General features: G+C 70.6%; 21 protein-coding genes. 19 read left to right on the forward strand and 2 right to left on the reverse strand.

Translation table 11 applies throughout. From position 1 onward, the window contains the following. From rho to HMPREF3086_RS19590, 17 genes are all read left to right on the forward strand, one after another. On the forward strand, positions 1-1,533 hold a 1,533-nt coding region (gene rho / locus HMPREF3086_RS08170; RefSeq protein ID WP_070721286.1), incomplete at its 5' end, for a transcription termination factor Rho. Further along, positions 1,530-2,615: a peptide chain release factor 1 gene (gene prfA / locus HMPREF3086_RS08175; protein WP_061227663.1), complete on the forward strand. Its 1,086-nt coding sequence runs from the start codon at positions 1,530-1,532 to the stop codon at positions 2,613-2,615. The genes rho and prfA, both read left to right, overlap by 4 nt. A gap of 22 nt (positions 2,616-2,637) precedes the next feature. After that, positions 2,638-3,606: a peptide chain release factor N(5)-glutamine methyltransferase gene (gene prmC / locus HMPREF3086_RS08180; protein ID WP_083324354.1), complete on the forward strand. Its 969-nt coding sequence runs from the start codon at positions 2,638-2,640 to the stop codon at positions 3,604-3,606. Further along, a complete protein-coding gene (locus HMPREF3086_RS08185) occupies positions 3,603-4,256 on the forward strand; it encodes an L-threonylcarbamoyladenylate synthase (protein WP_061227665.1) in 654 nt (217 codons plus the stop codon). Before prmC ends, HMPREF3086_RS08185 begins: the two co-directional genes overlap by 4 nt. A 3-nt stretch (positions 4,257-4,259) precedes the next feature. Then, positions 4,260-5,420 carry a glycosyltransferase family 4 protein gene (locus tag HMPREF3086_RS08190; RefSeq protein WP_063972078.1) on the forward strand — a complete coding sequence of 387 codons (1,161 nt, stop codon included), beginning with the start codon at positions 4,260-4,262 and terminating at the stop codon, positions 5,418-5,420. A gap of 10 nt (positions 5,421-5,430) precedes the next feature. Further along, complete coding sequence (locus HMPREF3086_RS08195) at positions 5,431-5,877, forward strand: Cg1360 family ATP-synthase-associated protein (protein ID WP_070721291.1); 447 nt, start codon at positions 5,431-5,433, stop codon at positions 5,875-5,877. 209 nt (positions 5,878-6,086) lie between these two features. Next, entirely contained in the window at positions 6,087-6,872 is a 786-nt protein-coding gene (gene atpB / locus HMPREF3086_RS08200; RefSeq protein ID WP_063972080.1) for a F0F1 ATP synthase subunit A, read from the forward strand. A gap of 100 nt (positions 6,873-6,972) precedes the next feature. Further along, positions 6,973-7,212 (forward strand): ATP synthase F0 subunit C, encoded by a 240-nt coding sequence (locus tag HMPREF3086_RS08205; protein WP_007627622.1) that lies wholly within the window; start codon positions 6,973-6,975, stop codon positions 7,210-7,212. Between the two features lie 32 nt (positions 7,213-7,244). Next, positions 7,245-7,817 (forward strand): F0F1 ATP synthase subunit B, encoded by a 573-nt coding sequence (locus tag HMPREF3086_RS08210; protein ID WP_007627620.1) that lies wholly within the window; start codon positions 7,245-7,247, stop codon positions 7,815-7,817. A gap of 14 nt (positions 7,818-7,831) precedes the next feature. Then, complete coding sequence (locus HMPREF3086_RS08215; RefSeq protein WP_007627619.1) at positions 7,832-8,650, forward strand: F0F1 ATP synthase subunit delta; 819 nt, start codon at positions 7,832-7,834, stop codon at positions 8,648-8,650. Positions 8,651-8,746: 96 nt separating this feature from the next. Next, complete coding sequence (gene atpA, locus HMPREF3086_RS08220; RefSeq protein ID WP_007627617.1) at positions 8,747-10,387, forward strand: F0F1 ATP synthase subunit alpha; 1,641 nt, start codon at positions 8,747-8,749, stop codon at positions 10,385-10,387. A 55-nt stretch (positions 10,388-10,442) separates the two neighbouring features. Further along, a complete protein-coding gene (locus HMPREF3086_RS08225) occupies positions 10,443-11,429 on the forward strand; it encodes a F0F1 ATP synthase subunit gamma (protein WP_007627615.1) in 987 nt (328 codons plus the stop codon). Positions 11,430-11,432: 3 nt separating this feature from the next. Next, complete coding sequence (gene atpD, locus HMPREF3086_RS08230; protein ID WP_007627613.1) at positions 11,433-12,881, forward strand: F0F1 ATP synthase subunit beta; 1,449 nt, start codon at positions 11,433-11,435, stop codon at positions 12,879-12,881. Between the two features lie 9 nt (positions 12,882-12,890). After that, positions 12,891-13,262 (forward strand): F0F1 ATP synthase subunit epsilon, encoded by a 372-nt coding sequence (locus HMPREF3086_RS08235; protein ID WP_070721293.1) that lies wholly within the window; start codon positions 12,891-12,893, stop codon positions 13,260-13,262. A 58-nt stretch (positions 13,263-13,320) separates the two neighbouring features. After that, on the forward strand, positions 13,321-13,770 hold the full coding sequence (locus HMPREF3086_RS08240) for a DUF2550 family protein (protein ID WP_007627611.1): 450 nt from the start codon (positions 13,321-13,323) through the stop codon (positions 13,768-13,770). A 69-nt stretch (positions 13,771-13,839) separates the two neighbouring features. Beyond that, the gene (gene nucS / locus HMPREF3086_RS08245; RefSeq protein ID WP_070721294.1) at positions 13,840-14,520 is read left to right on the forward strand and encodes an endonuclease NucS; all 681 of its coding nucleotides are present in this window, start codon (positions 13,840-13,842) and stop codon (positions 14,518-14,520) included. A 13-nt stretch (positions 14,521-14,533) separates the two neighbouring features. Next, complete coding sequence (locus HMPREF3086_RS19590; protein WP_083324355.1) at positions 14,534-14,836, forward strand: ATP/GTP-binding protein; 303 nt, start codon at positions 14,534-14,536, stop codon at positions 14,834-14,836. Here the strand turns inward: HMPREF3086_RS19590 and HMPREF3086_RS08250 are convergent. After that, positions 14,817-15,695: a coiled-coil domain-containing protein gene (locus HMPREF3086_RS08250; RefSeq protein ID WP_239550108.1), complete on the reverse strand. Its 879-nt coding sequence runs from the start codon at positions 15,693-15,695 to the stop codon at positions 14,817-14,819. The genes HMPREF3086_RS19590 and HMPREF3086_RS08250 overlap by 20 nt on opposite strands. Positions 15,696-15,729: 34 nt before the next feature. Then, positions 15,730-16,200 carry a methylmalonyl-CoA epimerase gene (gene mce, locus HMPREF3086_RS08255; RefSeq protein ID WP_007627608.1) on the reverse strand — a complete coding sequence of 157 codons (471 nt, stop codon included), beginning with the start codon at positions 16,198-16,200 and terminating at the stop codon, positions 15,730-15,732. Between the two features lie 76 nt (positions 16,201-16,276). Here mce and HMPREF3086_RS08260 point away from each other — a divergent pair, with 76 nt between their 5' ends. Continuing rightward, positions 16,277-17,476 carry an acetyl-CoA C-acetyltransferase gene (locus HMPREF3086_RS08260; RefSeq protein WP_070721296.1) on the forward strand — a complete coding sequence of 400 codons (1,200 nt, stop codon included), beginning with the start codon at positions 16,277-16,279 and terminating at the stop codon, positions 17,474-17,476. A 35-nt stretch (positions 17,477-17,511) separates the two neighbouring features. Then, a complete protein-coding gene (locus tag HMPREF3086_RS08265) occupies positions 17,512-18,456 on the forward strand; it encodes a tetratricopeptide repeat protein (RefSeq protein ID WP_063972084.1) in 945 nt (314 codons plus the stop codon). Positions 18,457-18,509 lie beyond the last annotated feature (53 nt).

Genomic DNA, 18,509 nt, shown 5'->3' on the forward strand with positions numbered 1-18,509 from the left:
CGCGAGGACGGCAGCCGCGGTGGTCAGCGGCAGGCGCGCGGTCAGCAGAACCGCGACCAGGACTCCCGCGACCAGCAGGGCGGCCGCAACGACCGCGGCGGCCAGGGCGGCCGGAACAACCAGGGCGGTCGCAACGACCTGGACGGCCAGGGCGGCCGGAACGACCAGGGCGGCCAGGACGGCGGCGAGAACGGCCCCCGTGGCGACGGCCAGAACCGCGACGACGACGGCGGGGGCCGCGGTCGTCGGGGTCGCCGGCGTCGCGAGCGCAATCGTGGCGGCAACCGCCCGGCCGAGGGTGAGACCGAGGTGCGGGAGGACGACGTCCTCCAGTCGGTCGCCGGCATCCTCGACGTCCTCGACAACTACGCGTTCGTCCGCACCTCCGGCTACCTCGCCGGCAACAACGACGTCTACGTGTCGATGAACATGATCCGTCGCTACGGGCTGCGTCGCGGTGACGCGATCACCGGCGCGGTCAAGATGCCCCGGGACGGGCAGTCCGACGGTCAGCACGACGGTCCGGGCGGCGGCCAGGGTGGCGGCCGCGGTGGCGGACAGGGCGGGAAGAACCGGGCGAAGTTCAATCCGCTCGCCCGCATCGACACGGTCAACGGCGGCCCGGCGGACCAGGCCCGCCAGCGTCCGGAGTTCTCCAAGCTCACCCCGCTGTACCCCAACCAGCGGCTGCGGCTCGAGACGGAGAAGAACATCATCTCCACCCGCGTGATCGACCTGATCATGCCGATCGGCAAGGGGCAGCGCGCCCTCATCGTGTCGCCGCCGAAGGCCGGTAAGACCACGATCCTGCAGAACATCGCCAACGCGATCGCCACGAACAATCCCGAATGCCACCTCATGGTCGTGCTCGTCGACGAGCGACCGGAGGAGGTCACCGACATGCAGAGGTCGGTCAAGGGCGAGGTCATCGCCTCGACCTTCGACCGTCCGCCGTCAGACCACACCCAGGTCGCAGAGCTCGCGATCGAGCGTGCGAAGCGGCTGGTGGAGCTGGGCCAGGACGTCGTCGTCCTCCTCGACTCGATCACGCGTCTCGGTCGCGCCTACAACAACTCGTCCCCGGCCTCGGGGCGCATCCTGTCCGGCGGTGTCGACTCGACCGCCCTGTACCCGCCCAAGCGGTTCCTCGGCGCGGCACGCAACATCGAGAACGGCGGGTCCCTGACGATCATCGCGACCGCGATGGTCGAGACCGGCTCGGCCGGTGACACCGTGATCTTCGAGGAGTTCAAGGGCACCGGCAACGCCGAGCTCAAGCTGGACCGTCGGATCGCCGAGCGCCGGGTCTTCCCCGCCGTCGACGTCGGCCCCTCGGGCACCCGCAAGGAGGAGCTGCTCATGAGCCCCGAGGAGGCGGGCATCATGCACAAGCTCCGCCGGGTGCTCTCGGGTCTGGACACCCACCAGGCCATCGACCTGCTCATGTCGCAGCTGCGCAAGACCAACACCAACTACGAGTTCCTGTTGCAGGTGGCCAAGACGACGCCCACGCTGCCGCAGGACGAGGAGTGACCCAGGGCGCGGGACGGTCGCCGTCCTCGATCGACGACGTCCTGTCCGAGTACGGGGGCCTCGAGGCGCAGCTGTCCGACCCGACGTTGCACGAGGACGCGGCCGCCGCGCGCCGGGTCGGCAAGCGGTTCGCCGAGTTGACCCCGATCGTGCAGTGTCACCGCGCGCTGGTCTCGACCCGCGACGACGCCGCCGCGGCCCGCGAGCTCGCGGGGGACGACTCGTCGTTCGCCGAGGAAGCCGACCGTCTCGACGCCGAGGCCGCCGAGCTCGAGGCACGACTGGCGGATCTCCTCGCGCCCCGCGACCCGCACGACGCCGACGACGTGGTCATGGAGATCAAGTCCGGCGAGGGCGGTGAGGAGTCCGCGCTGTTCGCAGCCGACCTGGCGCGCATGTACACGCGGTACGCCGAGAAGCACGGGTGGATCGTCGAGGTCCTCGGCGTCACCGAGTCCGACCTCGGCGGCTACAAGGACGCATCGTTCTCCATCCGCTCCCGACAGCCGTCCCGCGACGGGGTCTGGTCGCGACTGAAGTTCGAGGGCGGCGTGCACCGCGTGCAGCGGGTGCCCGTCACCGAGTCGCAGGGCCGTGTCCACACCTCGGCCGCCGGGGTGCTGGTCTTCCCGGAGCCGGAGGACGTCGGCCCGGTGGAGATCGACGAGTCGGATCTGCGGATCGACGTCTACCGCTCGTCCGGCAAGGGCGGGCAGGGCGTCAACACCACGGACTCCGCGGTGCGCATCACCCATCTGCCCACCGGCACGGTCGTCACGTGTCAGAACGAGCGCAGTCAGTTGCAGAACAAGCAACGCGCCCTCCAGGTGCTCGCCGCGCGGCTCCAGGCCGCCGCGGAGGAGGCCGCCGGGGCGGAGGCGGCGGAGGGGCGGGCCAGCCAGGTCCGCACCGTCGACCGCTCGGAGCGCATCCGCACCTACAACTACCCGGAGAACCGCATCGCCGACCACCGGGTCGGGTTCAAGGCCCACAACCTCGACGCCGTGCTGGACGGCGACCTCGACGCGGTGCTCGACGCCCTCGCCGCCGAGGAGCGCCGTCGCCGCATGGAACAGGCCTAGGCAGTGGAAGGCGGCTGACGTCGTGGACCCCCGCCCCGCCCCAGCCGCCGAGGTGATGCGCTCGGCCACCCGGACGCTACAGGCGGCCGGTGTCGACTCGGCACACGTCGAGGCGCAGCTCATCTGCGCCCACGTCCTCGGCATCGATCGCGGCCGACTCATGATCGCCGACGACCTCGACGCGACGGCGGTGGCCGAGGTCGAGCGCATCGTCGCCGCCCGTGTGCGGGACCGGACGCCCCTGCAGTACCTGCTGGGCCGCGCGGCCTCGGGTCGGCTCGACCTGGCCGTCGGGCCCGGCGTGTTCATCCCGCGCCCGGAGACCGAACTGCTCGTCGAGTGGACCCTCGCCGCCCTGCCCGCGCCCACGCCCGAACCCGGACCGGTGGTGGTGGACCTGTGCGCCGGCAGCGGCACGATCGCGTTGGAGATCGCCCACGCCCGGCCGGACGCCCGCGTGCACGCCGTCGAACTGCACGACGCGGCCCTCGAGTGGCTCCGCCGCAACGCGGACGAGCGGGCGGCGGCGGGGGACACCCCGGTCGAGGTCCACCGCGCCGACGCCACCGATATCGAGACCCTCGCGCACCTGCGGGGACGGGTCGCGGCCGTCGTGTCCAACCCGCCGTACATCCCCGTGACCGACGACCTACCCGCCGAGGTCCTCGCGCACGAGCCGGCCACCGCGCTGTTCGGGGGAGGGGACGGCCTCGTCGTCGTCGTCCCCCTCGTCGACCTCGCGGCCGCGCTTCTCGCGCCCGGCGGCCTCCTCGCCGTCGAGCACGACGACACGACCGGCGACGCGGTCGCCGCGGTGGTCTCCGCGCAGGGGGGTTTCGGTACCGTGGAGCAGCACACCGACCTCGCCGGTCGGCCGCGGTTCGTCACCGCGAGGCGACTCGACGCGCGCCGCCGCGCCGTCGGCGACCACAGTGGCAACAACGACGACGACGAGGTCGTCACGAGCGCCCGGAAGGGGACCACCCGGTGACCATCACCTACGACTGCACCGAGGACACCGGCCGCGAGGTCGGCCTCAGCTCCGCGGCCGGCGCCCTGCGCGCGGGCAGGCTGGTCGTCACCCCCACCGACACGCTCTACGGCATCGCCGCCGACGCCTTCGACCCCGACGCCGTCAACCTGCTGCTGTCGGCCAAGCACCGCGGCCCCGACATGCCCGTCCCCGTCCTGGTCGGATCGTGGGAGACCATCGACGGCCTCGTCGTGAGCACGCCCGCCCCCGCCCGCGACCTCATCCGCGCCTTCTGGCCCGGCGGGCTGAGCCTCATCGTCCACCAGGCGCCGTCGCTGAACTGGAACCTCGGGCACACCCGCGGCACCGTCATGCTGCGCATGCCGCTGCACCCGGTGGCCATCGAACTCCTCCGCGAGGTCGGTCCGCTCGCGGTGTCCAGCGCCAACGTCTCCGGGCAGCCGCCGGCGACGACCGTCGCCCAGGCGCGCGAGCAGCTCGGCGACTCCGTCGCCGTGTACCTCGACGGCGGTCCCTGCGCGATCGGAGCCCCGTCGACGATCGTCGACCTCACCGGGGCCGCGCCGCGCATCGTGCGAGAGGGCGCGGTGACCGCCGAGCGCGTCGGAGAGGTCCTCGGCATCGACCCCGCGGCCCTGCGCGGCTGAGCCGTGGGCATCGGGATCCCGTTCCGGGAGCTCCTGCTCATCGGTGCCACCGCCGGCCTCGTCACCTTCGTCGTGACCGGGCTGGTCAGGGGAGTGGCGCCCGCGATCGGCGGACTCGCGTACCCGCGTGAGCGCGACGTGCACGTCGTGCCCACACCCCGGCTCGGCGGGGTCGGCGTCTTCACCGGGATGCTCGTCGCCGTCTACCTCGCCGCCCAGCTCCCCGCCCTCAACAGGGCGTTCCCGCCCTTCGCGCCCGACGTCGAGGCCACCATCATCGCCGGAGGCGTGATCGTCCTGGTGGGGATCGTCGACGACATCCTCGGCCTCGGTGCCGTCACCAAACTCGCCGGCCAGGCCGCGGCCGCCGGAGTCCTGGTGGCCATGGGCGTGTCGTGGACCCTGGTGTACCTGCCGTTCGGCGACGGCAACATCCTCGTCCTGGACCAGCTGCAGGCCGGGCTGCTCACCGTCGTCTTCACGCTGGCGATCGTCAACGCGATGAACTTCGTCGACGGGCTCGACGGGCTCGCCGCCGGACTCGGCGCGATCGCCGCGCTCGCCATCTGCGTGTTCTCCGTGGGGATCATGCTCGACCAGGGCGGAACGGTAGGCGCCTATCCGCCGGCGCTCGTCACCGCCGTGCTCGCGGGCGCGCTCCTGGGCTTCCTGCCCCACAACTTCCAGCCCGCGCGCATCTTCATGGGCGACTCCGGGTCGATGCTCATCGGGTTGGTACTCGCCGCGGCCTCCACCAGCGCGTCCGGGAAGATCTCGCAGAGCCTCTACGGGCCGCAGGAGATGATCGTGCTGCTCTCGCCGGTGATCGTCGTGGCCGCGGCGATGTTCGTGCCCGTCCTGGACCTCGTCATGGCGGTCGTCCGCCGCGTCGGGGCGGGGCGCAGCCCGTTCGCGCCCGACAAGATGCACCTCCACCACCGCCTCCTCGCGTTGGGGCACTCCCACCGCCGTGTCGCCCTCGTGATCTACGCGTGGGTCTCGCTCATCGCCTTCGGCGCCGTGGGCGCGACCATGCTGCCCACCGAGGTGATCGTGCCGCTCGTCGCCGCCGGTCTGCTCTCCGTGCTGGCCGCGACCCTGGTGCCGCGCCTCCGCAGCTCCCGGGCGCAACACCACGCGGGAGGCGGGACCGCGTCCGGCTAGGCTGCACGGCATGACTGATGCGCCCGCACCCGAGGACCGTCCCGCCGAGAGCCCGCACACCGCCGCGTTGCGCAAGGCGGTCCGGTTCGGCGTCCTGGCCCTGGCTGTACTCGCCGTCATCAGCGCGATCGTCTGGGCGCTCGTCGACGGTCTGCCCGGGTTGTGGGGCGCCCTGATGGGCGCCGGGATCGGCGGGGCGTTCGTCCTCGCCACCGCGATCGTCGTCATCGCCACCGCGCGCTCCGCGCCGCAGACCACCGCAGCGGTCGTGCTGGGCACGTGGCTCCTCAAGCTCCTGGTGGCGATGGGCGTGGTCGCCGCCCTCGCGCAGTTCGATTTCTACTCGCACACGGCCTTCGGCGTGACGATCATCGTCGCACTGGTCGTGGTGCTCGCGGGGGAGACGTGGGCCGTGCTCAAGGCCCGGACGCCGTACGTCGAACCCACCGTCCCCTGAGGGGTGCCCCTGCCGTCACGGACCGAGACCGGGGTGTTACTCTTTACGACGGTGAGACGAGCACGTCACCGGGCTGCCACGTGGCCTGACGACGTTCGCGCGCTGACCCGATCCGGCCGCGAACTCCGGGCCGCTCATACCGAACGCGCTGGGGCGCCCGTCGCCCGACACGACCAGGGGAGAACACACTGAGTACCACGCTTCTGGCCTTGAAAGGCGAGTTCCATCCCCCGAACATCGACAAGGAGTTCTTTCCTGTCGACAAGTGGCTGACGGACTTCGCCGGCGGTGCCTTCACCCTCGACCGCCTCATGCTGGTCCGCCTCCTCATGGCGGTCGTTCTCCTCGCGTTCCTGGTGATCGCGATGCGCAACCCGAAGCTGGTGCCGCGGGGCGTCCAGAACGTCGCGGAGATCTGCCTCGACTTCGTCCGGGTGCACATCTCGGAGGAGATCCTCGGCAAGGAGCAGGGTCGCCGCTTCCTCCCGATCATCGCGACGATCTTCTTCGCGGTGGTGGCGATGAACCTGCCGGCCATCATCCCGGGGCTGAACATCTCCCCGAACGCCCGGATCGGCTTCCCTCTGGTGCTCGCCCTGCTGGGCTACGTCACCTTCATCTACGCGGGATCCAAGCGCTACGGCTTCGGACGCTTCATCAAGGCGAGCGTCGTGATCCCCAACCTGCCGCCGGCCCTGCACCTGCTGGTGGTCCCGATCGAGCTCGTCTCGACGTTCATCCTGCGCCCCGCCACGCTGACCATCCGACTCATGGCGAACATGCTCGCGGGGCACCTGATCCTGGTGCTGCTGTTCAGCGCGTCGAACTTCTTCTTCTGGCAGCTCAACGGCTGGACGGTCCTGTCCGCCGGCATCTCCCTGCTGTCCGTCGCGTTCACGCTCTTCGAGCTGCTGGTGATCTTCCTGCAGGCCTACATCTTCGCGCTGCTGGTCGCCGTCTACATCGACAGTGCGCTCCACGCGGAGAACCACTAGTACCCGGGCCCCCAGGCCTGACACGACCACCCGTCAATCAGACAACCCACGTCCGACCGGGGCGGAACCACCCGCCCCGGCCATCTGAAAGGGAAACCCCATGGACATCGTCACTCTCGCCCAGGCCGCCGAGCAGAACGTCACCGGCTACGGCGCGATCGGCTACGGCCTCGCCGCCATCGGCCCCGGCATCGGCATCGGCATCCTCGTCGGCAAGACCGTCGAGGGCATGGCCCGTCAGCCCGAGATGGCCGGCACCCTCCGTACCACGATGTTCCTCGGCATCGCCTTCACCGAGGCGCTCGCCCTGATCGGTATCGTCGCCGGCTTCCTGTTCTGATCGACGACACACCGACCTCTTAGGGACGCACCATGAACAACGTCATCGCCATCTTGGCGGCCGAGGGGGAAGCACTCCCCCTGGAGGAGAGCCCCAACCCGCTCATTCCTCCGCTGTATGACATCGTCTGGTCGCTCATCCCGCTCGCCGTCATCCTCTGGCTGTTCTGGAAGTTCATCCTTCCGAAGTTCCAGCAGGTTCTCGATGAGCGAGAGGAGCGGATCGAGGGCGGTCTGCGTCGTGCCGAGCAGACCCAGGCCGAGGCGAAGGAGGAGCTGGCCAAGTACAAGGCACAGCTCGCCGAGGCGCGCAGCGAAGCGGCCAAGATCCGCGACGACGCGCGAGCCCAGGGCCAGCAGATCCTCGCGGACATGAAGGCCGAGGCGCAGGCCGAGAGCGACAGGATCGTCGCCGCCGGCAACCAGCAGCTCGCGGCCCAGCGTCAGCAGATCGTCGCGGAACTGCGTTCCGATCTCGGGCGTCAGTCCGTCGATCTGGCCGAGCGGCTCATGGGTGAGCAGCTGTCGGACTCCGTCCGTCGCTCCGGCACCATCGACCGCTTTCTGGCAGACCTCGACCGGGTCCCCGGCGCGGGCAAGAACTAAGGGAAGTGGAGTCCATGCACGCAGCGAGTCGCGACGCGCTCGACCAGACCCGTGAGGCACTGAAGTCCGCCCTGGCCGCCGACCCGGCCGGCGGGGCGACCGGTGCGAAGGTGGGCCAGGAGCTCTTCCAGGTCGTCGACGTCCTGGAGGACAACCGGTCACTCCGGGTCGCCGTGGCCGACACGTCCGCCCCGGTGGAGGCCCGCCAGGACCTCGTCCGCGGGGTGTTCGGGTGGAAGGTCGACCAGACCACGCTCGACCTCCTGCTCGCTGCGGTGTCCCGGGACTGGTCCAACCCGCGTGAACTGCGGGCGGGCCTGATCCTGCTGGGCCGCGAGGCGCTCCTGCGCTCCGCGGAGCAGCAGGGCCAGCTCCAGACGGTCGAGGACGAGCTGTTCCGGCTCGGCCGCATCGTCGCCGGCGACGCGGAGTTCGAGCAGGCCCTCGCCGACAAGACCGCGCCGGCGGACGCCAAGCGGGCCCTGCTCGCCCAGGTGCTCTACGGCAAGGTCACCGCGGTCACCGAGGCGCTGGCCTCCCAGGCCGTCGCCCGGCCGGCCGGGATGCCCGCGGACGACTTCATGGAGATCTCCCGGCAGGCCGCGGAACTGCGCGGCCGCGCCGTGGCCGTGGTGACGAGCGCGGAGCCCCTGACCGAGCAGCAGACCGACGACCTCCGTGGCCGGCTCGCGTCGATCTACGGCCGCGAGCTGGCCATCCACAACGACGTCGATCCCGCCCTGCTGGGCGGGGCGGTGGTCCGCGTGGGTGACGAGATCATCGACGGCAGCGTGGCGGGTCGCCTGGACGCGTTGCGGCGCACCCTGCGCTGACCGGTCCGACCGGTCGAACGACGAGCTGCGGTCTCCAGTGGTCGAGGCTCGGCACACACCTATAAAGCACATCCCGACTTTGAGAGCAGGAATGACATGGCGGAGTTGACGATCTCCTCCGATGAGATCCGCAGCGCGATTGCGAACTACACCTCGACTGTTTCGACCGACGCGACCAAGGAAGAGGTCGGCGTCGTCGTCGACACCAGTGACGGCATCGCGCACATCAGCGGTCTCCCCTCGGCGATGGCCAACGAGCTGCTGGAGTTCCCGGGCGGCATCCTCGGCGTCGCGCTGAACCTGGAGGACCGCGAGATCGGCGCGGTCATCCTCGGCAACTTCGAGGAGATCGCCCAGGGCCAGGAGGTCCGTCGCACCGGTGACGTCCTCTCCGTGCCCGTCGGCGACGGCTTCCTCGGCCGCGTCGTCAACCCGCTCGGCCAGCCGATCGACGGCCTCGGCGACATCGAGTCGGAGGACACCCGCGCCCTCGAGCTGCAGGCGCCCTCCGTCCTCGAGCGCCAGCCGGTCGAGGAGCCCATGCAGACCGGCATCAAGGCGATCGACGCCATGACGCCGATCGGCCGCGGCCAGCGTCAGCTCATCATCGGTGACCGCAAGACGGGTAAGACCGCCGTCTGCATCGACGCCATCCTCAACCAGAAGGCCAACTGGGAGTCGGGCGACAAGACCAAGCAGCTGCGGTGCATCTACGTCGCCGTCGGCCAGAAGGGCTCCACCATCGCGGGCGTCAAGGCGACCCTCGAGGAGCACGGCGCGATGGAGTACACCACCATCGTCGCGGCCCCGGCCTCCGACTCCGCCGGCTTCAAGTGGCTCGCCCCGTTCACCGGCTCGGCCATCGGCCAGCACTGGATGTACCAGGGCAACCACGTCCTCGTGGTGTTCGACGACCTGTCGAAGCAGGCCGACGCCTACCGTGCGATCTCGCTGCTGCTGCGTCGCCCGCCGGGCCGCGAGGCCTACCCGGGTGACGTCTTCTACCTCCACTCCCGCCTGCTGGAGCGGTGCGCCAAGCTCTCGGACGAGATGGGCGGCGGCTCGCTGACCGGCCTGCCGATCATCGAGACCAAGGCCAACGACGTCTCGGCGTTCATCCCGACCAACGTCATCTCGATCACCGACGGCCAGGTCTTCCTCGAGTCCGACCTGTTCAACCGTGGTGTGCGGCCGGCCGTCAACGTCGGTATCTCCGTCTCCCGAGTCGGCGGCGCCGCCCAGACCAAGGGCATGAAGAAGGTCTCCGGCTCGCTGCGTCTCGACCTGGCCGCGTACCGCGATCTCGAGTCGTTCGCGACGTTCGCCTCCGACCTCGACGCCGCCTCCAAGGCCCAGCTCGAGCGCGGCCAGCGTCTGGTGGAGATCCTCAAGCAGGACCAGAGCTCGCCGGTGGCCGTCGAGGACCAGATCGTGTCGATCTACCTCGCGGGCGAGGGCTTCTACGACAGCGTCCCCGTCGAGGACGTGCGTCGCTTCGAGAACGAGCTCCTCGAGCACCTGCACCACGCCGCCTCCGACGTCTACGAGCAGATCGCCGGCGGCGCCGCGCTGTCCGACGACTCGATGTCCACCCTCAAGGCCAAGACCGACGAGTTCAAGGAGGGCTTCGTGGCCTCCGACGGCTCGCGGGTCGTCAACGAGCCCGAGGCCGAGGCGCTGTCCGAGGACGAGATCGACCGCGAGACGCTGACGGTCACCAAGAAGAAGAAGGCCTGAGGCCTCGCGATGACAGCCATCCGATACTCGGGCGAGAGGAGCGTGATCTGAGACCATGGCCAACCTGCGCGAACTCCGCGACCGGATCAAGTCGGTCAACTCGACCAAGAAGATCACCAAGGCCCAGGAGCTGATCGCCACCTCGCAGATCTCCAAGTCCCAGGCACGGGTCGCCGCAGCGAAGCCGTTCGCGGACCAGATCACGGCGATCCTGACCGACCTCGCGAGTGCGTCGTCGATCCAGCACCGCATGCTCAACGAGCCCGAGGATCCCAAGCGGTCCGCGGTCCTCGTGGTGACCTCCGACCGTGGTATGGCCGGCGGCTACAACCACAACGTCCTCAAGGAGGCCGCCGAGCTCATCGCGTACCTCGAGGGCGAGGGTCGCGAGGTGGACATCTACGTCCTCGGCAACAAGGGCATCGTCTACTACACGTTCCGGGAGATCCCCCTCGCCGGTTCGTGGTCCGGGCACTCCGAGAAGCCCGACTACCAGGAAGCCCGGCCGGCCTTCCAGCTCCTGTCGAAGGCGTTCGCGGTCGGCGGCGAGGACTCGTTCGACGCCGCGGAGTTCCTCGGTGAGGATCACCAGGGCGACACGACCCGCAAGGGCGTGGACGAGGTCCACATCGTCTACACCCGGTTCGTCTCCATGCTGACCCAGACGCCCAAGGCGCGCCGGTTGGCACCGATCGAGACCCAGGTCGAGATCGAGGAGCTGGACCTGGGCGAGGACTACATGGACTCCCCGGAGGCCGAGTTCAAGCCCGAGGTCACCTTTGAGCCGGACGCCGACACCCTGCTCGACAACCTCCTCCCGAGGTACATGTCGACCCGGGCATTCGCCGCACTGCTCGAGTCGGCGGCGTCGGAGTCGGCGGCCCGTCGTACGGCCATGAAGTCGGCGACGGACAACGCGACCGACATCGTCGAGGGCCTCAGCCGTGAGGCTAACCAGGCCCGTCAGGCACAGATCACCCAGGAAATCAGCGAGATCGTCGGCGGAGCCGGTGCGCTCGCCGCGAGCGCAGGAAGTGACTAGACAATGACCACAGCTGTAACCGATCAGAGCACGACGGGCACGGCCGGTCTCACCGGCCGGGTATCCCGCGTCCTGGGCGCGGTCGTCGACGTGGAGTTCCCGCGCGGCGCCCTCCCGGCCCTCTACAACGCCCTCACGGCCGAGATCACCCTCCCGGCCGTCGCCAAGACGGTGACCTTCGAGGTCGCCCAGCACCTCGGTGACAACATGGTGCGCTGCATCTCGATGCAGTCCACCGACGGTCTCGTCCGCGGTGCCGAGGTCGTCGACTCCGGCAAGCCGATCTCGGTGCCGGTCGGCGACGTCGTCAAGGGCCACGTCTTCAACGCTCTCGGCGACTGCCTCGACGCCCCCGGCACGGGCCGGGACGGCGAGCAGTGGGGCATCCACCGCGAGCCGCCGGCCTTCGACCAGCTCGAGGGCAAGACCGAGATCCTCGAGACCGGCGTGAAGGTCATCGACCTGCTGACCCCGTACGTGAAGGGCGGCAAGATCGGCCTGTTCGGTGGCGCCGGTGTCGGCAAGACCGTTCTCATCCAGGAGATGATCACCCGTATCGCGCGTGAGTTCTCCGGTACGTCGGTGTTCGCCGGCGTCGGCGAGCGCACCCGTGAGGGCACCGACCTCTTCCTCGAGATGGAGGAGATGGGCGTCCTCCAGGACACCGCCCTGGTGTTCGGTCAGATGGACGAGCCGCCGGGGACGCGTATGCGCGTCGCCCTCTCGGCCCTGACGATGGCCGAGTACTTCCGCGACGTGCAGGGCCAGGACGTCCTGCTGTTCATCGACAACATCTTCCGATTCACCCAGGCCGGTTCCGAGGTCTCGACGCTGCTCGGCCGTATGCCGTCCGCCGTCGGTTACCAGCCGACCCTGGCGGACGAGATGGGTCAGCTGCAGGAGCGGATCACCTCGACCCGCGGGCGCTCGATCACCTCGCTGCAGGCGATCTACGTCCCCGCGGACGACTACACCGACCCCGCGCCGGCGACCACGTTCGCCCACCTCGACGCCACCACGGAGCTCTCCCGCTCCATCGCGTCGAAGGGTATCTACCCGGCCGTGGACCCGCTCACCTCGACCTCCCGCATCCTCGAGCCCGGCATCGTGGGCGAGGAGCACTACCGCGTCGCGCAGGAAGTCATCCGGATCCTCCAGAAGTACAAGGAGCTCCAGGACATCATCGCGATCCTCGGTATGGACGAGCTGTCCGAGGAGGACAAGGTCACCGTCCAGCGGGCCCGTCGTCTCGAGCGCTTCCTGGGCCAGAACTTCCTCGTCGCCGAGAAGTTCACCGGCCAGGTCGGCTCGGTCGTGCCGCTGTCCGAGACCATCGAGGCCTTCGACAAGCTGTGCAAGGGCGAGCTCGACCACCTGCCCGAGCAGGCGTTCAACGGCATCGGCGGTCTGGACGACGTCGAGAAGGCCGCCAAGAAGCTCTCGGGGAAGTGACCGTAGACAATGGCTGACATCGAAGTCGAGTTCGTCACGGTCGAGCGCCGCTTCTGGTCCGGTACCGCCACGATGGTGGTCGCCAAGACCACCGAGGGCGAGATCGGCATCCAGGCCGGGCACGAGCCGCTGCTCGGCGAACTGGACGCCGGTGGCACCGTGACCGTCTACACCGACGAGTGCAAGAAGGTCGCCGCGGTCCAGGGTGGCTTCCTCTCGGTCACCGCCCACAAGGTCAGTATCCTCGGTGAGGCGGCGGAGTGGTCCGACGCGATCGACCGTTCCGCTGCCGAGAAGGCGCTGTCCGAGGCCGGCGACGACGCCGCCGCCGCCGCAAAGGCCCGGGGTCGCCTCCGCGCCATCGAGAAGGCCGGCGCCTAAGTCGACCTCCGGCCCGACCGGCACCCCCGGCCGCGGCCACCGGAAGGAGTTGAGCAGATTGACGGCTCCCATCGAGATCGTTCTCGGTGTCGTCGTCCTGCTCGTCCTGATCCCGGTGGTCGCGGCCGCGGTCTATCGTCTGGTGGTCGTCCGACGGAACTCCACGTCGGTCCTCGTGCGCAGGACGGGGGAGGAGTCGTGGCGATACGGAGCGGTCCGGTACTCCGATACCGACGTCGCCTTCTACCGCCTGGGCAGCGTCCGGTTCGGAGCCGATGTACGGCTCGACCGTCGGAGTCTCGCACTGGGGGCGCGACGACAACCGACCGGTCCCGAGCTCGACGTGGCCGAGGAGGGCGAGGTGATCGTGCCCTTCTCCGGGACCGATCCCGGGGGCTCCGTCGTCGAGGGTGAGCTGTGCCTCGCGCCCGCCGAACTGACCGGATTGCTCGCATGGGTCGAGGCCTGTTCGACCGAGCAGATCCGGCCCCGGCGTCCCCACCGCTGACACCCCGGGACCGCGATCCCGGTCCGCTGCCCGACCGCACCGGTCCATCGCCCGTTTCAGGAGGAATCCTTGCGTCTCGTCGTCGCCACCTGTCAGGTCGACTACGTGGGCCGTCTCACCGCGCACCTTCCCATGGCGCCGCGCCTGCTGCTCGTCAAGGCTGACGGCTCGGTCAGCGTCCATGCCGACGACCGGGCGTACAAGCCGCTCAACTGGATGACGCCGCCCTGCTCGCTGACCGAGCAGGAGCATCCGGAGAACCCTGACCACCGCCTCTGGATCGTGGAGAACAAGGCGGGGGAGCAGCTGCGGATCACCGTGGCCGAGGTGCACCACGAGTCCCATCACGAACTCGGCGTGGATCCGGGTCTCGTGAAGGACGGCGTCGAGGCCCACCTACAGGAGCTGCTCGCCGAACACATCGAGACCCTGGGGCCCGGGTACAGCCTCGTGCGCCGCGAGTACATGACCGCCATCGGGCCGGTCGACATCCTCGGCCGTGACGCCGACGGGGTGACCGTCGCGGTGGAGATCAAGCGTCGCGGTGAGATCGACGGCGTCGAGCAGCTCACCCGGTACCTGGAGCTGCTCAACCGCGATCCGTTGCTCGCCCCGGTGACCGGGATCTTCGCCGCCCAGGTCATCAAGCCGCAGGCCCGCACCCTCGCCACGGACCGGGGGATCCGGTGCGTCACCCTCGACTACGACACGCTCCGCGGCATCGAGTCCACCGACCTCCGGCTCTTCTGAACGGGCTCGGCCGATGCCCAGGAGACACCGGCGCGGCGGCGGCGAACGCCCCGCGCCCCGGCGGGAGGGCCTCGGCGGCAGCGCGCTCGAGTCCGGCCCCGCCGGAGATCCCGATCAGTACCACGTCCGGTGGATCCCGGCGGGACGGGCTACGAAGGACTATCGATGCCCGGGGTGTGATCACCTCGTCACCGCGGGAACAGCTCACGTCGTCGCGTGGCCGGACCGGCCGGGTGGCGATGAGGAACGACGGCACTGGCACGCCGGGTGCTGGTCCGGTCGCGGCCGGCGTGGCCTCACCCGTCGCTGGAGCTGAACCCCGGTTCCGGCGGCAGCTCGAACTCGTCGTCGCCCTCGGTGCCGGGGATGGGTTCGAGCCTCGCGCGGATCGCGGTGAGATCGCCGATCACGCGCTGCCGGAGATCCCGTAGTTCCTCGACGTGCGCGCGGGCCCGCGCCGTGACGTCCCGCGCCTCGTCATGGGCCCGGTCGACGATCCGGCGCGCCTCCTCGTGCGCCTCACGGCGCGTCGCGTCGGCGGCGGCTACCGCGGCGTCGTGACGCTCGCGCTCCTCGCGCAGGGATTCGCTGCGGCGCAGATCCGACGCGAGTCGGAAATCCTCGTCGATCTGCTCGCGACGACGGGCGGCCTCCTCGTCGAGTGACCGCGCCTCCCGCTGGGCAGCGCGGACGATCTCCTCCGCCCGCGTGCGGGCCGCGGCGAGCACGCCGGTGTGTTCGGTCCGGACGGCGACGGCGCGGGCGCGGACGTCCGCCAGTTCGGCGGCAGCGGTCTCCCGGAGTCGCCACGCCTCCTCCTCGGCCTCCGTGCGGACGCGATCGGCGACGGCGAGGGCGGCGTCACGAATGGCCGCGGCCTCGGCGGTGGCGAGCGAGAGCATGGTGGACAGGCGATCCGACATCTGGTCGCTGGTGACCGGCGCCCGTCCGAGTTCCGCGACACGCGCCTCGAGCTCGCTCACGCGTGCGCGTGCACGCTCGGCCTCCGCGGTGGCCCGGTCGGCACGGGCGACGGCGGCGTCGCGGTCAGCACGCAGGAGCTCCGCCTCGGCCTCGAGGCGCGAGAGGGCGGCCGTCACCTGCTCGCGGTCGAAACCCTTGCGCACCACCGCGAACGGCTCGACGGTCGTCGGGGGAGTGTGCATGCTCGACATGCCCCCACCCTAGCCGCGGGCGCGGTCGTCGCGCCTAGTGCTGGTCGGAGGCGGGCTCGACCAGCTCGAGCAGCACGCCGCCCGCGTCCTTCGGGTGCACGAAGTTGATGCGGGAATCGGCCGTGCCCCGCTTGGGCGCGGGGTACAGGACCCGGACGCCGCGGCCGGTGAGGTGCTCGGTGATCGCGTCGATGTCGGTGACACGGACCGCCATCTGCTGGATACCGGGCCCGTTGCGGTCGATGAACTTGGCGATCGTCGAGGTCTCGTCGAGCGGTGCCAGGACCTGGAGGAGGGCGCTGCCCTCGGGGCGACCGGGCGATCCGAGCATCGCCTCGCGCACGCCCTGCTCCTCGTTGACCTCCTCGTGGAGGTTCTCCATGCCCAGGTTGTCGCGGTACCAGGCCACCGCGGCGTCGAAGTCGGGCACCGCCACGCCGACGTGGTCGATCGCCACGACGAGCTCGGAGGGCAGCAGGGGTTGGCCGGTTGGGGTAGTGGTCATACCTGCCACGTTATCCGTTCCCCCTTCCCGGTAGTTTGGCCAGTACAGTCGTTTCCCCTCGATCGGAAGGTGTCCCATGACCGCCGACCCCACCCGCACCGTCATCGTCTCCGGTGCCCGTACCCCGTTCGGCCGCCTGCAGGGAGGCCTGTCCTCCCTGTCCGCTCCCGAGCTGGGCGGCATCGCGATCCGCGCCGCCCTCGAGCGCGGGAACGTCCCCGCCGAGGCCGTCGACCAGGTGATCATGGGTCAGGTTCTGTCCGCCGGCAATGGTCAGATGCCCGCGCGGCAGGCGTCGCTCGCGGCCGGTATCCCCAAGCGCGTCGACGCGCTGAGCATCAACAAGATGTGCTTGTCCGGGCTCACCGCCATCGCGCTCGCCGACCAGGCGATCCGCTCGGGCCACTCCGAGGTCGTCGTCGCGGGCGGCCAGGAGTCCATGTCGCAGGCCCCGCACCTGCTGCCCAAGAGCCGGGCCGGCTACAAGTACGGCTCGATCGAGGTCCTGGACCACATGGCCTTCGACGGCCTGCACGACGTGCCGACGGACCAGCCGATGGGCGCGCTCACCGAGGCCCGCAACGTCGAGCTCGAGATCACCCGTGAGCACCAGGACGAGTTCGCCGCGATCTCCCACCAGCGCGCGGCCGCCGCCGCCGCGGAGGGCCGGTTCGCCGACGAGATCGTGCCGGTCACGGTCAAGGGCCGCAAGGGCGAGACCGTGGTGGACACCGACGAGGGGGTGCGCCCCGACTCAACGCCCGAGTCGATGGCCAAGCTCAAGCCTGCCTTCTCCAAGGACGGCACCATCACGGCCGGATCGTCGTCGCAGATCTCCGATGGTGCCTCCGCTGTGATCGTCACCAGCGCCGCGCGCGCCGAGGCCGAGGGCTGGACCGTCCTGGCCGAGATCGTGGGGTACGGGACGGTCGCCGGCCCGGACTCGACGCTTCAGCACCAGCCCGCCGACGCGGTGCTGGACGCCTGCAGGCGTGCGGACATCGATGTCAAGGACATCGACCTGTTCGAGTTCAACGAGGCCTTCGCCTCCGTCGGGCTGCACTCGACCCGGATGCTCGAGCTCAGCTCGGACCAGGTCAACGTCAACGGCGGGGCCATCTCCATCGGCCACCCGATCGGTGTGTCCGGTAACCGCGTCGTCCTCACGCTGGCGCTCGAGCTCGCCCGGCGGGGCGGCGGACTCGGCGCGGCCGCGCTCTGTGGCGGCGGCGGCCAGGGTGACGCCCTGCTCATCCGGGTGCCCGCGGCCGGCTGACACCCCCGTCCGGGCATCGTGGAAGGATCGGAGACGTGACGAGACCAGGTAACCGACCCCCGTCCGCCGCCGAGCAGAAGCTCGCGGCGTCGCTCGCCGGCGCCGTCGATCTCTCCGGCCTGAAGAAGCGGGCCGAGACCCGCCGGGACGCGGCCGCCCCCGGTCGCGCCCCGGGTCAGGGCGGTCCGCCGCAGGCCGGGGGGTCGCGGGTGCGGGTGGAGGTGGACGAGGCCTCCTTCGAGCAGGAGGTCCTCGTCCGCTCCGCCCAGGTGCCGGTGATACTCGAGCTCGTGTCGCAGCGGGCGCCGACCGCGCTGACGGCGACGCTGGCGGCCCTGGCCGAGGAGGCCGGGGGCCAGTGGGTGCACGCGACGGTCGACGTCGACGTGGCTCCGGGCATCGCGCAGGCCCTCCAGGCGCGCGCGGTGCCGACGGTCTACGCCGTCGCGGCCGGGCGGCCGCTCGCGGACTTCGAGGGCGAGCAGCCCGAGGACGCCCTCCGCCAGTGGCTCGCGGCCGTGCTCCGCGCGACTGAGGGCAAGCTGAGCGGGCCGGCCCCGGAGACCGGGGAGACCGAGCCGGACGAGGCGTCGGATCCCGAGCGGGACGCCGCGGAGGAGGCGTTGGCAGAGGGGGATCTCGCGGCCGCCGAGGAGCGCTTCACCGCGCTCGTGGACGCGCGCCCGGGCGATCACACGCTCGTCGAGGCGCTGCGGTACGTCCGGGCGGCGCGGCGCGTGTCGGAGGACGCGGACGCGGGCGAGGGTGCGGTGCCCGAGGCGCTGCGGGCCGCGGACGCGGCGCTTGTGGCCGGCGAGTACGAGACCGCCTTCTCCGGGTTGGTCGGCGCCGTCCGCGTCACCACCGGCGACGACCGTGCCGCCCTGCGTGCGAGGCTGCTCGAGCTCCTCGACGCGCTGCCGGCGGATGATCCGCGGGTGCTGGCCGCGCGCCGCGACCTGGCGAGCGCCCTGTACTGACGCATCACCGGTGGCCCCGCGTCGGGCCGCCGGTGCCCCGCGTCGAGCCGTCG

Source organism: Dietzia sp. HMSC21D01, from assembly GCF_001815995.1.
In the GTDB taxonomy this organism is placed as follows: Bacteria; Actinomycetota; Actinomycetes; order Mycobacteriales; family Mycobacteriaceae; genus Dietzia; species Dietzia cinnamea.